The following is a 14,162-nucleotide window of genomic DNA, read 5'->3' as shown; positions in this document are numbered from 1 at the left end:
AACAGCGTCAATCACCCAGGCTTGCAGGATAGTTCCACGGGAGCAGTTCGTTGATCAGGCTCTGCCTATGTCCGGTGACGATGGCATGGAGTGTCGCGGCCAGCCAAGCGTGAGGATCCACGCCGTTCAGCTTGCAGGTTTCGATCAGCGAGGCGATGACGGCCCAGTTCTCGGCACCGGCGTCGTGACCGGCAAAGAGCGCGTTCTTCCGGTTCAGCGCAATCGGACGGATGGTCCGCTCGACAGCATTGTTGTCGAGCTCGATGCGGCCATCGGTCAGGAACAACTCGAGCCCGGCCCAGTATTTGGCGATGTAGCTGAGTGCCTCCCCGAGCGGCGCTTTTGCGGAGACGCGGGCGCGATGATAGTCGAGCCATTCTCTTATTCGTGCGGCGCCCGGTGCTGATCGCTGCTGGCGAGCGGCGAGGCGGTCATCCGGACACAAGCCTCGGATATCGGCTTCAATGGCATAGAGCTCGCCGATGAGCCGCACACCCTCTTCTGCAATCGGGGCAGTGCCGGCGCGTGTGATCTCAACCAGCTTGCGCCGAGCATGGGCCCAACAATAGGCGAGCTGGATACCCGGGCCGACGCGGCCGGGCGCGATCAGCCGATTGTAGCCGGCATAACCGTCGACCTGCAGAATGCCGCCAAAGCCCTGCAATATCCGTTCGGCATGAAGGCCACCTCGGCCCGGAGCATAGGTGAAGGCCACACCGGGTGGTGCGGTGCCATTCCAGGGACGATCATCGCGGGCCAAAGCCCAGAAATATCCGGTCTTGGTTTTTCGCGCCCCAGGATCGAGCACCGGCGCGCGGGTTTCGTCCATGAATAGCTTCGATGACCGTTTCAGGTCCGCCATCAGGGCATCGTAGACCGGACGCAGCTCGAATGCGGCCCGACCGACCCAGTCGGCCAGCGTTGATCTATCCAGATCAACACCCTGACGGCTGTAGATCTGCGCCTGGCGATAGAGCGGGAGGTGATCGGCATATTTGCTGACCAGGACATGGGCGACCATGGCCTCGGTCGGCAGCCCGCCCGGGACCAGCCGAGCCGGCGCCGGCGCCTGCACCACCCCGTCGGTGCATGAGCGGCAGGCATATTTGGGGCGGCGGGTGACGATCACCCGGAACTGGGCCGGGATCACGTCGAGCCGCTCGGACACGTCCTCGCCAATGCAATGCAGACCGCCGCCGCAGCCACAGACCAGGCTTTCGGGTTCAATGATCTCCTCGATCCGCGGTAAGTGCTTGGGGAGCGAACCACGATTGGCGCTGCGCCGCTTGGCCGGCCGGCGGGCGGCGCGATCCTCGGCTTCGTCCTCGGCGTGGACGGCCGCGATGGCCGTTTCCAGATCTTCCAGCGCCAGCTCGAATTGGTCCGGATCGCTCTTTTCCGATCGGCGCCCGAAGGCCGCTTGCTTGAACGCGGCAACCAGCTTTTCCAACTGGGCGATCCGCTCGTCCTTGCGCTGATCGCGCAACGCCGCAGCGACAAGCATCGCCTTGAGGGCGGCAATGTCGTCGGGGAGTTCGGCGGTATCGAGCATGACCGGAATCTACCAGATCAGGCGCCGCCACTCCCGCAAAAAGAGAAGCCCTGAGTCATCCTGCCGCAGTCATTCGACGGCTTCTGGAGCCCGCGCTTCCACGGCCCGAACCCGCCGCCAGTCGAGCCCGGAGAACAGGGCCTCGAACTGCGCGTGGCTAAGCGTCATCAGCCCGTCCTTCACTGCAGGCCAGGTGAACTCATGCTCTTCGAGCCGCTTGTAGGCCATCACCAACCCGGTGCCATCCCAGTAGAGCAGCTTCAGCCGGTCGGTCTTCTTGGCGCGGAACACAAAGACCGTGCCGGTGAACGGGTCCTTGTGCAGCTCGTTCTTCACCAACGCCGCCAGGCTGTCGTGGCCCTTGCGGAAGTCGATCGGCTTGGTCGCCACCATGATCCGCACTCGGTTGGAGGGTAAGATCATGAGGCCGCCATCAGCGCGTGGACCACCGAGGCAATCCGGGCCGCCGAAGCGCCTGGCTCCAGCCGGATGGTCACTGAACCCACAACGACCTCCGGCCCAGCCGATACCGCCGGCTCCGCCGCCGCAAGTGCCTCATCAACGGGATCGACCATCAGCGTCGCAAACTCCACCGCATCCTCTGGTGCCGGCAGCACCAGTTTCCCGTTCCGCGCAAGGGTTCGCCAAGAGGAGACATGGTTGGCCTTCAGCCCATGCCGATCCGCAACTTCACTGACGGTCGCCCCCGGTCGCAACGTCTCGGCGACAATCCGCGCCTTCACCTCATCAGGCCACTGCCGATTGCGACGCCGCCTCCCGCCACTTGTGAGAAGCTCCATTGGAGCGTCCATGGAGAAACTCCCGCACTGACATCAATCAGTGCGCAATCTCATGGCTCACAGCATGGCAGAAGATGGGGGTGGGACAGCGCTTACATTCCGAACTGTGCGGGAGTATTCTGACCACATGTCATGCAGAACGCGCCTATGAAGCTGGGATGCTAGTTCTGGACTGTGCAGCTGCGCGAAGTGGGCTGCGTACGACATCCCAGCTGCAGTGCGACTTCCAAATTGCCGAAACCGAAATCGGAGAGGCGGACGCGCCAGAGGAAGGCACCTGAATAAACTGGAAACGAACCTCGAATGCGTACGCATGAACGCGCGCGCATTCATTCGCCTCCAGAACCTGAGGCCAATGCGTTAACATTGCTCGATGGCTGAGCAGCGACATTTTGATTTTTTTTTGAAGAAATTGGCTGGGGAACCTGGATTCGCAGCAAAACTAAATGTTGCCCGAAAGACGCCGAAAACCGGGGTTTTTGGGCGGCCAACAGGGGCAGTGGACCACGCTGGTGGCCAATGGTCAAGCTGACCACCATAGGGTAACGGCTGAGCCCATCTGAGAATAGTGCCGCATCCAGTCTTTATGCATCCAAGCGCCCAGGGACACGCAACACCAACTCGGCAGCAATGTAAGATATGGGGCGTTGATCAACCCGTCCTGACCTTCCCTGTTTTGCAGAGGGCCTGACGAACAACACGTTTAAGGCAGCTGCATGGGTGGGTCGAGGCATGAGGCGCGAATGGAGCACCCGTACTCGCTATTCCTAGGGTTGAGACTCAATCATAGCCAGTACGCAACTGCTGCTGCGAGCATGACGGCAGATAGATAATTCCGAGCGAGCTTGTCGTACCGTGTGGCGACGCGGCGGAAATCCTTGAGGCGGCAGAACATGGCCTCAACGCGCCAGCGGTCCTTGTAGCGTTTCTCATCGTATCGGATTTTGCGCTTGCGGTTCTTGCGGCCGGGGATCACCGGGATGGTGTTTTGACTTCGAAGAGTGGAGCGAAGACGGTTGGCATCATAGCCCCGGTCCGCGATAATCCTCTTCATACCCGTTGTGTGGGCGATGAGCAGATCTGCTCCCTTCATGTCCGAGGCATTGCCGGGTGTCAGGACGAGGCAGAGTGGTCTGCCGATAACGTCGACAAGCGCATGGACCTTGGTGGTCCGGCCACCACGCGAGATGCCAATGGCATTGGCTCGCGCCCCCCTTTTCCCCCACCTGCACAACGATGGGCCTTGATATAGCTGCTGTCGATCTGGGCGGTCTCGGCAATCCAGCCCTGTTCGGTCAGAGCCGCAAGAATGCGTGCCCATATACCGCGGCGGCTCCAACGGTTCCAACGATTGTAGATGGTGGTCGAAGGACCATACTCGCCAGGGCAATCAGCCCAGCGCCCGCCGCATTTGAGCATGTGAATGATCCCCGAAATCACCCGCCGGTCATCAACCCGTCGGGCTCCAGGCTGGTTCTTGGGAAGGTGGGGCTCAATGGCCACCCAGGCTTCGTCACTCAACCAAAACAGTCTGCTCATCAATGCCTCCGGCTTATCCGAAGCCAGAGAATCTGATTTGCAGCCCCTATTCAACAACCTGATTGGGTTTGGACCCTAGGTTGTGTGGACAAAGTGTCTGACCCACAACCGGATCGACGCGACGAGAACGAAGCCGAGGAAGCTATCGGCGGTTTTGTCGTATCGCGTGGCTAAGCGGCGGCTGTGCTTGAGCTTTGAGAAGCATCGCTCGACGAGGTTTCTCAAGGCATAGATATGGCCGTCGATAACGGACTGAACCTTGCGGTTTCGTTTGGCCGGGATGACAGCGGCCACGCCGCGGGCCTCCAGGTCAGCCAGGATGAAGTCGGCGTCGTATCCCTTGTCGGCGAGCAGCACGCAGGGTCTCGGACCGGGCTGGTCCATGATCGGCACGTAGCCTTTCACGTCGGAGACCTGTCCGCCGCTCAGCGTGACCGCGACAGGGAGGCCGAGAGCGTTGCTGCGGAGGTGGATCTTGGTCGAGAAACCACCACGAGAGCGGCCAAGACTTTGGTCCGCATCCCCTTTTTTAGCGCGCCGGCGGCGTGCTGATGGGCGCGGATGATGGTAGAGTCGATCATCTGAACGCTATCGTTACCCGCTCCCGTCTCGTTCAAGGCCTCCAGCATCACATCCCAGATCCCCGCCTGCGTCCAACGCCGGAACTGGCGATAGACTGAGTTCCATGGGCCAAAATGGCTGTGCAGATCCCGCCAGGCGGTTCCCGTGCGGGCTATCCAGAACACCCCATCCAGCACCAGCCGATGATCACGCGGCCGCCGACCTCGTCTCGGACCCTTCTCCACCACGAACGGTTCGAAGAAGGCCCACTCTGCATCTGACATCAAACCCCGAACCAACGCTGCTCTCCGCAAAGAACAGCGTTGAATCAGCGATTAGCTGATTTGGGAATCCACTTCGTCCACACCGCCTAGGTCGGGTCAAAATTCATGGCTGTCGTTGCATCCCTACATTGTTCATGACAGCGAAAGTGCTCCTTTGAATGAATACAATTGGGGCAAATAGTTTAAGCTTCGGGCGATCTTGGCGCCATAGGGTGAAATGGGGCTACGGAGATCAAGATGAAATACAGACAAATCCGCTCCCACCTCCAGGACGCCAAGTGCCTTTTGGATGACAGTGACGAGGTCGATCGACACCTTGCCCTTGTCTTGGATCATATCGCCGAAACGGTGCTGCGCATTGAGCACCTGTCCAACGAGTCCGGCAACGTATTCAGTTTCTCGGCGCACGTTCGGAATCACCCGTCAAAAGTGAGGCTCAATATGAGATCTCAAAATACGGGTGACTCCAAAAAGTGATCGTGCCGCGGCGAGTAATTAAGGAATTTCGAGGTTACATTTCGTCGAACTCAAGTTCCCTTGGCAGCGATTACTCATGAGTGTCAGTCAGCTTTTTGAAACGCTCACCCTAGCAGTGCCGGGTCTAGTTTGGGTTTCCGATGCTCAGGGCCACGTGGAGTTCAACAACGCGCAGTGGTCTGAGTTCACCGGCTTACCGCAGGAGAAAGGCCTGGGCTTGGGTTGGCTCGACAGCATTCACCCGGCTGACGCTGCCGCCTTTCGGGCGCAGCTGCCCATGCATCCGGATGCCTTCGAGAATGTTCAAGCGGAAATGCGCGTTCGACGGTACGACGGCGTGTATCACCGTCACCTCTTGAACGTTCGTCATGTCGGCGATGGAAAGTGGGTGGGCTGCGCAATCGATGCGCATGAATGGCTGACCGCGGAATTAAGGGATGCGACCCAAGGCAATATCCTCGAAATGGTCATTGGGGGTGTCGCGCTTCCGCACCTGCTTGCAGAGCTATGCAAAGCTGCGGAGCGTCAGGTACCGGGTGCCACCTGCAGTATCCTGCTGGTTGACGCAGTCGGCGGACGCTTTACCGCAGGTTTTGCACCCAACTTGCCGAACGGATTGATGGCTGCGGTCCCGAATATAAAAATTGCGACCGGGGTGGGTTCCTGTGGCACCGCGGCCTTTGAAAAACGCGACGTGATCAGCACAGATATTGGCAGCGATCCGCTCTGGGACAGCTGGCGGCAGTTGGTCTTGCCTTTGGGTTTTCAAGCTTGTTGGTCTAAGCCGGTTTTCGCTGCCAATGGCGATGTCATTGCTTCTTTTGGGTTCTATTTTCGCGATAAGCGAGGCCCCAGCCCTGCAGAGCTTCAAGAGTTAACACGTCTTCGCGGACTGGCCTCTCTGGCAATCGAGCGCGCCCGTATGTTTGAAGCTTTGCGAGAAAGCGAAGAACACTATCGCTATACCGTCGAGCAGAACCCGCAGATACCGTGGACCGCTGACCCGCGGGGACAAATCCTTAGCGTGTCATCACGTTGGGCAGAGATGACGGGCATTTCTCAGACTGATGCTTTAGGAAACGGATGGCTTCAGGCGCTCCACCCCGACGATGTCGCGCCAACTGTTGAAAAGTGGGCGGAAGGACAGGCGAGCGGGGAACCCGTGGACTTCACCTATCGAATCCGCCTCAGCACAGGCCAATATCGGTGGGCACGGGCGAGAGCAACTGCACGCCGAAATGAGCTTGGTACGATCATTAAGTGGTACGGCGCTGTCGAAGATATCCATGAACACCATCTCGCCGCAGAAAAGCTTAGACGTCAGGTCTATGAAGATGAACTGACGGGCTTGCCGAACCGGCGTCGTTTTGTCGAGGAGCTGAGACGCCGCCTTGCCTCGACACATGATCCCATTGGCTTGATGGTCCTGGACATGGACGACTTCAAACTCGTCAATGATCGGTATGGGCACCTCACTGGCGATGCTGTACTGCGCTTGTTCGCGCGGTATCTTCAGCGCATCGTGGAGCCTAATGAGTTTGTGGCAAGGTTGAGTGGCGATGAGTTTGCCATCATCTGCCGTCATATCTCTGATGATGTCTGTCTGGTCGAGCGCGCGCAGTCCATAGAAGCCAAGCTCGAGGCATCCCTCAAGGGCATCAAGAAGGCGCGGTCATTGCGGCCGAGCATAGGCTGCGCGGTGGGTCAGCGTGGAGAAAACCCCGATGAAGTCTTCAAGCGCGCCGATCTCGCTCTTTACGCAGCCAAATCCGCGGGGAAAGGCACTGTTCAGCTGTTCAACCCTGCTATCCGAAACGCGGCATCGAAACGCAGTCGAGCTTTGGAGCTCGCAAGAACCGCTTTGCGGGAAGACTGGATCGAACCCTACTATCAGCCCATACTTAGCCTCAACCATCATTGCCTGCGGGGCTTTGAGGCGCTGCTGCGCATCAATCACCCTGAAGAAGGCCTTCTATCCCCAAGCGTTATTGACGATGCCTTCGATGACCCCCGTTTGGCAGACAGCATAGGTCTCCGAATGGCTCAAGTGGTCATTGAAAACTTGGGGCTCTGTGCTGCCGAAGGCCTTGCCTTCGGGCAAGTTTCTATAAATTTGGCGACAGAGAACATCGTCAATGCAGCCTTCGTGACCAGTGTTCTCGGCATGCTTGATCAAAAAGGCTTGCCCCACAGCGCTATCAAGCTTGAAATCACCGAGCGCGTTCTGATGGCTGAGGTTGGTGAATCAGTTGTCGAAAATCTCGCACGACTGCGGGAAAGCGGCGTGGGCATCTCCTTGGACGACTTCGGCACCGGGTATGCCTCTCTGATTCACCTGCAGTCTCTTCCAGTGGATGAAATAAAGATCGACCGGTCGTTTGTGTACGGGCTTGGAACAAACAATAATAAAGGCGAAATTGTCAGGGCAATGCTTGGGCTGGCTAAGGCGCTCAATCTCACCACAGTTGCCGAAGGCATCGAGGCGGATGCGGAAGCACGCGTGCTGAGGGAGTGGGGCTGCGACTACGGGCAGGGCTATTTGTTCGGGAAGCCTATGAGCTTTGAAGCGGCCAGTGAGTACGCCCTAAAAAGAGCAACTAATATAGTTGTCGATAACTCCTATCGTAGATCGGGGCGCTGAAAGCTGCACGGAAAGTTGAGGGACGCTATGGTCGTTTTGGGGGAATATGAGTGGTGGAGGCAATGACAAAAGTAGCCGCCACTGCAGAGGATGCTGGAACTTTTTTGTTCGGCCGAAGCTATAATATGTTACGCAAGATCGTCGATCGCGCTGCCATAGGTATGGCCGTGACGGGTATGGACGGGGTCGTGGTCTATACTAACAGCGCATTCGAGCGCGAGTTCGCGCTCGACCGTTCAACTTCAGCCTCCATACTTCATGGGTTCTTCGATCCTCGGGATCTAGACGTAATTTCGGCGCTCTCGAACGTCTTCGCGGGTCGGAATGAAGGTTACGATGGCGAACACCTGTGCCGGGGGCACGGTGGTAAGATGATTTGGGCACTGATAGCGGTGTCAGTGCTAAAATCTGACACCACGGGCGAGCCTATCTATGTAATAGTCCAGGTCGGCAGCATTGACCGTCGCAAGCAAGTGGAAAGTGCGCTTGCCGAAAGCGAGAGTCGCTGGCATTTCGCTCTTGAGGCTGCCAGGCAGGGGGTCTGGGATCACAACGCCCGAACCGGACGCATGTTCTACTCACCGATGTGGCGCATCATGCGCGGTATCCCACACGATGAGGCAGTCGATGATGATCAGGAAGCTTGGCTGGAGCGCGTTCATCCCGACGATCGTGACCGCATTAGGCCGAACGTTTCCCGTCAAAACAAGGGGGAGCAGGGGTACGACATTCTGGAATATCGTGAGCGTCATCGTGACGGGCACTACATTTGGATTCTCAGTCGCGGCAAACCTGTGGAGTGGGATGAGAATGGTAATGTCTTGCGCACGGTTGGAACCGATACAGACATAACTCATCTCAAGAAGATCGAAGCTCGCCTGGCGCACGCTGCGTCTCATGACAGTTTGACCCAGCTTTTCAACAGACCAGCGTTCCAGACTTCCGTCGAGACGGCCCTCGCCGGTCTCGCGAGTAGCTATTTGGTCTTTCTTGATCTCGACCACTTCAAGCCGATCAACGATGCCCTAGGTCACGCGGCAGGGGATAACGTGCTGGTCGAAGTTGGTCGTGTTCTGCGTCATTACATCCTGCCGACCGACGCGGCTGCCCGTATTGGTGGCGATGAATTCGCGGTTCTTCTCAACCATACTGATAAGACTAAGGTCTATGAGATCGCTAAGACCGTTTCCGAAGCGATCCGCTCCATCACAGTCGGTCAGGTACCGGCCGGTGATTTGCCAACATTTGGTGTCAGCGTCGGTATCGTCGGCCTTTCGTCCGAAATGGATTTCGGCACCGCCCTAGCCCGCGCTGATGCCGCGTGTTATGCGGCCAAGAGAGCCGGACGCGGTCGCATTGTCATGCTAGATTGAGTAATAAATCTACCATATGCTGCGGTGGCTTTCAGTGACCTAACCTTGTCTGCGGCCGGCCACTGCCAGCGCGCCGTCAAGAGGAATCAACCGCTTGCCGCAAACACTGCACGACCGGCTCGACGCAGCCCTGCTGATCATCGCCCTTACTGGGTTGGCCAGCGGATTGGCACTGATGCTGGCGGGGCAGGCTCAACTGGCCGCTCTGGCGTGGTCTGCCGGCGTACTCCCTATCCTCGCCGCACTACTGGCGGAAATTGTGCGGAGCCTTGCCAAGGGCGAGGTCGGTCTGGACATCGTGGCCGCTCTATCGATGTCCGCTGCCTTGCTCTTCGGCGAAACACTGGCAGCCGCCGTTGTTGCCTTGATGTATTCCGGCGGGACTTTCCTTGAGAGTTTCGCCGAAGGCCGCGCCCGCCGGGAGATGACCGATCTGCTCTCGCGGGTCCCGCGCACAGCGACCCGGCATCGTGCTGGCGCGCTCGAAGAGGTAGTGCTGGACGACATAACGCCCAACGATCTGCTGCTGATCCGGCAGGGAGACGTGGCGCCGGTCGATGGAATAGTCGAGAGCCAGAGGGCCTTACTGGACCAGTCGGCACTGACGGGTGAATCCATGCCAGTGCGCCTGGGCGACGGTGGGGAGGTCATGAGCGGCTCAACGAACATTGGCGAAGCCTTTGACCTGCGCGTCACGCGGCGCGCTTCGGAAAGCACTTATGCAGGTATTATCCGGCTGGTCGAGGCAGCACAAACCTCAAAAGCGCCGATGGCGCGACTGGCGGACCGTTACTCGTTGCTTTTCCTCGCTGTCACGGTCGTCATTGCCACGGCTGCATGGTGGTCGAGCGGCGATCCGATCCGCGCTGTGGCCGTTCTGGTGGTGGCAACCCCCTGTCCGCTTATCCTGGCCGTCCCGGTGGCCTTGGCCGCGGGCATGTCTCGCGCCGCACATTATGGCGTGCTGATCAAGGGGGCAAAACCGCTCGAAGCCCTGGCGCTCATTAAGGTCCTGGTACTGGACAAGACGGGCACGCTGACCGACGGGCGTCCCCAGATCGTCTCCATTGAGCCGCTACAGGCGATGTTGGACGATGAGGTGCTCTGTCTGGCCGCCTCGCTCGAACAGGCTTCCAAGCATCCGATGGCGCGGGCGATTGTCAGCGCCGCCCGCGCACGCGGCGCTGCTCTGCAAGTTCCCCAGCAGGTCATGGAGGTCCCTGGTGAAGGTTTGGTCGGGATGGTTGGCTCCCGCCAGGTGATCGCGGGCAGCGCAGTATTTGTCGCATCGCATATCGGAACCCTCCCACCCGAAAGCCAGATCATGGCGGTAGGCTCGGCCCTCGTGGCGGTGGCCATCGACGGTCAGCTGGCCGGGCATATCGTCATGGCCGATGCCCTGCGGGCTGGAACGCCGGGCCTGTTGGCGGGGCTGCGTGGCGTGGGAATTAGTCGTATCGTGCTGGCAACCGGCGATCGGCAGGCGGTGGCAGAAGCGGTCACCCAGGGCCTGGAGCTCGATGCCATCCACGCCGAGCTGACGCCAGACCAGAAGGTGGCGCTGGTGCTGGCGGAGCGTGAGCGTGGCCCCATTATGATGGTCGGCGACGGGGTCAACGATGCGCCGGCTCTCGCTGCCGCCGATGTGGGGGTGGCCATGGGTGCGCGCGGGGCGGCTGCATCGGCGGAAGCGGCCGATGTCGTGCTGTTGGTCGATCATCTTAATCGCCTGCTGCCCGGCGTCGAAATCGCGCAGGGCGCGCGCCGGATTGCGCTGGAGAGCGTCGTGGCCGGCATTGGCCTGTCGGTGCTGGGGATGATTGCCGCCGCCTTTGGCTATCTGACGCCGGTGCAGGGGGCATTGCTGCAGGAAGCAATCGACGTGGCGGTTATTTTGAATGCGTTGCGGGCGCTGCGTATAACGCCCCGGTCATCCGCCTTGCCAATAGGAGAACCCAGAACATGAGATTGTTGTTGCGCGCCATGCTCCCCGTGCTTGTGGCCATGGGCAGTTTCGCCGTCGCGGGCCCAGGCGCCGCGCAGCCATATGATCCCGTGGAAATGGGACAGGAGCTGGTGGGCATGTACTGCGCGGACTGCCATGCCATCGCGGCCACCGGCCAGAGCCCGTTTCCGCCCGCGCCGCCGTTTCGGGAACTGCAGCTGCGCTATGATGTGGAATTGCTGAGCGAGGCGCTGGTCGAAGGCCTGACGGCCCATCCGGACATGCCTGAATTCGAATTCGACCCCGAGCAGGCCGCCGCAATCATCGCCTATCTCAAGTCGTTCGAACCCTAAGGGCAGCGTCTGCCCTTGTTTTCAGACCAGTAGCTGCAGCATGCCGTACCAGTTCTTTAGCGAGGAGAAGCCGATGTATACCCATATTTTGATCGCCACCGATGGTTCCGAACTGGCCGAGAAGGGCCTTGAACAGGGCCTGGCCCTGGCCAAGCCGCTCAATGCCAAAGTCACGGTGCTGTCCGTTTCAGAACCGCTGCGCCAGGACATGGCGAGTGCAGCGCGCATGGGCGGCATCGATGATCCCGTCACCCGCTATGACCAGCAGATAGAAGCGATCATGAAGGATCGGTTTGCCTCCATCGCGCAACGCGGCTCCGAATATGGCATTGCGGCCGAGCTTGCCCATGAGATCGACATCTCGCCTGCCGAGGCCATTGTAAGATATGCCAAGCTCAATGGGTGTGACCTGATCGTGATGTCCTCGCATGGTCGTCGTGGCGTGCAAAAGGTGCTGCTCGGCAGCCAGACATCGGAAGTGCTGGCCCATACCACCATCCCGGTTCTGGTCGTTCGCTAGGCCAGCACCACCCCTAACACTTCGCCGCTGCAGCGATGGCCGGCCTCGCTCCCAAGGAGCAACAGGAGACCCTTTTCGATGAGCAAACCGTCTGTGCCCCGGCAGATCACGCTGGCTACCGACCTGAGTGCGCGCAGCGATCGCGCCTATGATCGTGCAATGGCGCTTGCCCGGGACTGGCAGGCGCAGATCCAGATCGTTCATGCTGTCGAGGCATTTCAGTATGCCTATTGGAGCCAAGGACCCTCCTGGCGCCGCTATGATCCGGTGGCGGTAGCCCAGCGTAAACTGGCACGTGAATACCCCGATTGGCCTGCGGCCGGCGCGTCGCTGATCGTCAAGAATGGCGATGCTTATGACCTGGTGACTTCGGCGGCGCTGGACAGTGGGTCCGAACTACTGGTCACCGGCATAGCCCATGATGAGACCTACGGCGCCGACAAGTTGGGTCGGATGGTGGTGGAACTGGTGAAAAATGGTCCGGCGCCAGTTCTCGTTGTGAAGGGGAGAGCGCACCGGCCGTATCAGCGAATCGTTCTGGCGAGCGATCTATCCGAAGTGTCGCGGCGGGCGATCGGTCTGGCCGTCGCTGCTTTTCCTGAAGCTCAGTTCACCTTGTTCCATGCGTTTGACTTTCCTTACAAAAATCAGATCGACGACATGGCCAGCGTTGAGAGGGAGTTGCGGGCGCGCGAAATGGATCGGGCTCGGGAATGGCTGCGGGAGAGTATCGGTTCCAAGGCCGACTCCGTTGGTATCGTTGCGGAGTTGGGCAAGATCGCTTCCAACCTAGCGAAATATGTAGCAGACAAGGAAGCTGACCTTGTTGTTGTGGGATCACCGGGGCGTTCTGGCCTCGCCGCAGTCTTGGTTGGCAGCGTCGCTATCGAGATTCTGGAGCAGGTCGATTGCGACGTGCTGGCTGTGCGACAACAGTGAGCTAACGGGGGACCATCAGCGCACTCGCACACCGTGCCTCGCGACGAGGAAGAGCTGACTTCGAGACTGCTGCCCCAATTCCTTAGCGAACCATTCCCGTGAGCTCTCGCTGCAGCGCGGCGGACAGATCCTCTGCGGAATCATAGAGCAGCTCGAGCGCATAATGGGGGTTGTGGACGTGGATCGCTGCATCCGCCCCCACGAATTTCCAGTTATAGGCTGCCTTGAGCAGACGGGGCGTCCAGCTGGCATAGGCGACGGGCGCCCCATCGCTCTGGTCCGCCAGGCCATCGCCATTGTGGTCGGCGAAGAAATACGGATGACGCGCAGCGTCAAAGACGATGGGCGTGCCGACAACCTCGCGGGCATAGTCGGCTATCAGTGCAAAGAGGCGCTTGCGATTGGCGGCAATGTCCACGGCGATACCCTGTTCGAGGTTGCCGCTGCCATCATGGCTTTGCCGCGAGATACGAATATCCTGGGAGGCGCCGGTCTCGTGGCAGGTCAGGCAGGTTTCCTGGCTGACCGTCAGGTTGTGCGGCTCGTGGCAGGATATGCAGGTCGAGACCGGCCTCGCATGCACGAAGCGCGGCTCGTAGGTCTTTCCCGGATAGTGATAGCCCAGCGCCCCCGTACCGCCCAGCAGGCTGGCTGCGGCCGTGGCATAGTGGGGATTGATGAAGCGCAACTCGGCATCCACGACGTCTTCGGGACGCTCGGCCACGGCCTTTTCAACGGTGACGCTGGCGGCGCGCCCCGAGTGGCAGGTCATGCAGGCCGCCTCGAACCCGGTAACCGGGTGTTGCTGGCCGGAAGGCAAGGTGACGTGGGTGACGGTCTGCAGTCCGGGGCTGTGGCAGGTATCGCAGTCGACGACGCCTCCGACCGGAATTGGCGATTGTGGCAGGCCCGGCTCGCTGCCGTCCAAGCCATGGAGCGAGCGGAATCCCGCGCCGGAATGGCAGGTGGCGCAGACAGGCGGAATCTCGCCCTCGTCATTCCAGTGCGCAAAAGATTCCGAGTGGGCATCGGCATGGCCCGAGCGCGCCCATTGCATGATTTCCTCGATATCGGGCGTGCGCGTCGGGCTCTGCGCGGAGGTGGCGACAACCGCGAAGATCAGTGGAATGGTGCCTGCCAGCAGGAAGTGTCGCATGCGCATCTGACTTGCCCCCTCG

12 protein-coding genes and 1 pseudogene are annotated in these 14,162 nt (G+C 59.8%); 6 read left to right on the top strand and 7 right to left on the bottom strand.

The window, feature by feature from the left end; translation table 11 throughout:
- Nucleotides 1-7 precede the first annotated feature (7 nt).
- The 6 genes and pseudogenes from NYQ88_RS15415 to NYQ88_RS15390 all read right to left on the bottom strand — a co-directional run bounded on the left by NYQ88_RS15415 (nt 8) and on the right by NYQ88_RS15390 (nt 5,144).
- A complete protein-coding gene (locus tag NYQ88_RS15415) occupies nt 8-1,552 on the bottom strand; it encodes an IS66 family transposase (protein ID WP_275651996.1) in 1,545 nt (514 codons plus the stop codon).
- A gap of 69 nt (nt 1,553-1,621) precedes the next feature.
- Nucleotides 1,622-1,975, bottom strand: a complete 354-nt coding sequence (gene tnpB, locus NYQ88_RS15410) for an IS66 family insertion sequence element accessory protein TnpB (RefSeq protein WP_275651995.1) — start codon at nt 1,973-1,975, stop codon at nt 1,622-1,624.
- Nucleotides 1,972-2,352 carry a transposase gene (locus tag NYQ88_RS15405; protein WP_275654846.1) on the bottom strand — a complete coding sequence of 127 codons (381 nt, stop codon included), beginning with the start codon at nt 2,350-2,352 and terminating at the stop codon, nt 1,972-1,974. The genes tnpB and NYQ88_RS15405 overlap by 4 nt, the downstream gene beginning before the upstream one ends.
- Before the next feature lie 784 nt (nt 2,353-3,136).
- Nucleotides 3,137-3,891, bottom strand: a protein-coding gene (locus NYQ88_RS15400) for an IS5 family transposase (protein ID WP_275651448.1) whose coding sequence is annotated in 2 segments (ribosomal slippage) — nt 3,137-3,561 and nt 3,561-3,891 — 756 coding nt in all. Because the reading frame shifts where the segments join, the coding sequence is not laid out codon by codon here.
- A gap of 75 nt (nt 3,892-3,966) precedes the next feature.
- Nucleotides 3,967-4,736: pseudogene (locus tag NYQ88_RS15395) on the bottom strand (IS5 family transposase).
- Between the two features lie 132 nt (nt 4,737-4,868).
- Nucleotides 4,869-5,144 carry a hypothetical protein gene (locus NYQ88_RS15390; RefSeq protein ID WP_275651994.1) on the bottom strand — a complete coding sequence of 92 codons (276 nt, stop codon included), beginning with the start codon at nt 5,142-5,144 and terminating at the stop codon, nt 4,869-4,871.
- Between the two features lie 145 nt (nt 5,145-5,289).
- Between NYQ88_RS15390 and NYQ88_RS15385 the strand changes: the two genes are divergently transcribed.
- The 6 genes from NYQ88_RS15385 to NYQ88_RS15360 all read left to right on the top strand — a co-directional run bounded on the left by NYQ88_RS15385 (nt 5,290) and on the right by NYQ88_RS15360 (nt 12,984).
- Nucleotides 5,290-7,854: an EAL domain-containing protein gene (locus tag NYQ88_RS15385; protein ID WP_275651993.1), complete on the top strand. Its 2,565-nt coding sequence runs from the start codon at nt 5,290-5,292 to the stop codon at nt 7,852-7,854.
- Nucleotides 7,855-7,916: 62 nt separating this feature from the next.
- A complete protein-coding gene (locus NYQ88_RS15380; protein WP_275651992.1) occupies nt 7,917-9,227 on the top strand; it encodes a diguanylate cyclase in 1,311 nt (436 codons plus the stop codon).
- A gap of 94 nt (nt 9,228-9,321) precedes the next feature.
- Complete coding sequence (locus NYQ88_RS15375; RefSeq protein ID WP_275651991.1) at nt 9,322-11,193, top strand: heavy metal translocating P-type ATPase; 1,872 nt, start codon at nt 9,322-9,324, stop codon at nt 11,191-11,193.
- Complete coding sequence (locus NYQ88_RS15370) at nt 11,190-11,525, top strand: cytochrome c (protein WP_275651990.1); 336 nt, start codon at nt 11,190-11,192, stop codon at nt 11,523-11,525. Before NYQ88_RS15375 ends, NYQ88_RS15370 begins: the two co-directional genes overlap by 4 nt.
- Nucleotides 11,526-11,598: 73 nt before the next feature.
- Complete coding sequence (locus NYQ88_RS15365; protein ID WP_275651989.1) at nt 11,599-12,045, top strand: universal stress protein; 447 nt, start codon at nt 11,599-11,601, stop codon at nt 12,043-12,045.
- Nucleotides 12,046-12,123: 78 nt separating this feature from the next.
- The gene (locus NYQ88_RS15360) at nt 12,124-12,984 is read left to right on the top strand and encodes a universal stress protein (protein ID WP_275651988.1); all 861 of its coding nucleotides are present in this window, start codon (nt 12,124-12,126) and stop codon (nt 12,982-12,984) included.
- 82 nt (nt 12,985-13,066) lie between these two features.
- Here NYQ88_RS15360 and NYQ88_RS15355 read toward each other — a convergent pair whose 3' ends face one another.
- Nucleotides 13,067-14,146 (bottom strand): cytochrome C, encoded by a 1,080-nt coding sequence (locus NYQ88_RS15355; protein ID WP_275651987.1) that lies wholly within the window; start codon nt 14,144-14,146, stop codon nt 13,067-13,069.
- Between the last annotated feature and the right edge of the window lie 16 nt (nt 14,147-14,162).

The organism is Devosia sp. SD17-2, assembly GCF_029201565.1.
In the GTDB taxonomy this organism is placed as follows: domain Bacteria; phylum Pseudomonadota; class Alphaproteobacteria; order Rhizobiales; family Devosiaceae; genus Devosia.
This window is presented reverse-complemented; position numbering and strand designations above follow the sequence as displayed.

Coding starts and splice junctions, on each gene's coding strand:
- NYQ88_RS15415 (WP_275651996.1), bottom strand. CDS start 1,552: ATGCTCGATACCGCCGAACTCCCCGACGACATTGCCGCCCTCAAGGCG.
- tnpB (WP_275651995.1), bottom strand. CDS start 1,975: ATGATCTTACCCTCCAACCGAGTGCGGATCATGGTGGCGACCAAGCCG.
- NYQ88_RS15405 (WP_275654846.1), bottom strand. CDS start 2,352: ATGGAGCTTCTCACAAGTGGCGGGAGGCGGCGTCGCAATCGGCAGTGG.
- NYQ88_RS15385 (WP_275651993.1), top strand. CDS start 5,290: ATGAGTGTCAGTCAGCTTTTTGAAACGCTCACCCTAGCAGTGCCGGGT.
- NYQ88_RS15380 (WP_275651992.1), top strand. CDS start 7,917: ATGACAAAAGTAGCCGCCACTGCAGAGGATGCTGGAACTTTTTTGTTC.
- NYQ88_RS15370 (WP_275651990.1), top strand. CDS start 11,190: ATGAGATTGTTGTTGCGCGCCATGCTCCCCGTGCTTGTGGCCATGGGC.
- NYQ88_RS15365 (WP_275651989.1), top strand. CDS start 11,599: ATGTATACCCATATTTTGATCGCCACCGATGGTTCCGAACTGGCCGAG.
- NYQ88_RS15360 (WP_275651988.1), top strand. CDS start 12,124: ATGAGCAAACCGTCTGTGCCCCGGCAGATCACGCTGGCTACCGACCTG.
- NYQ88_RS15355 (WP_275651987.1), bottom strand. CDS start 14,146: ATGCGCATGCGACACTTCCTGCTGGCAGGCACCATTCCACTGATCTTC.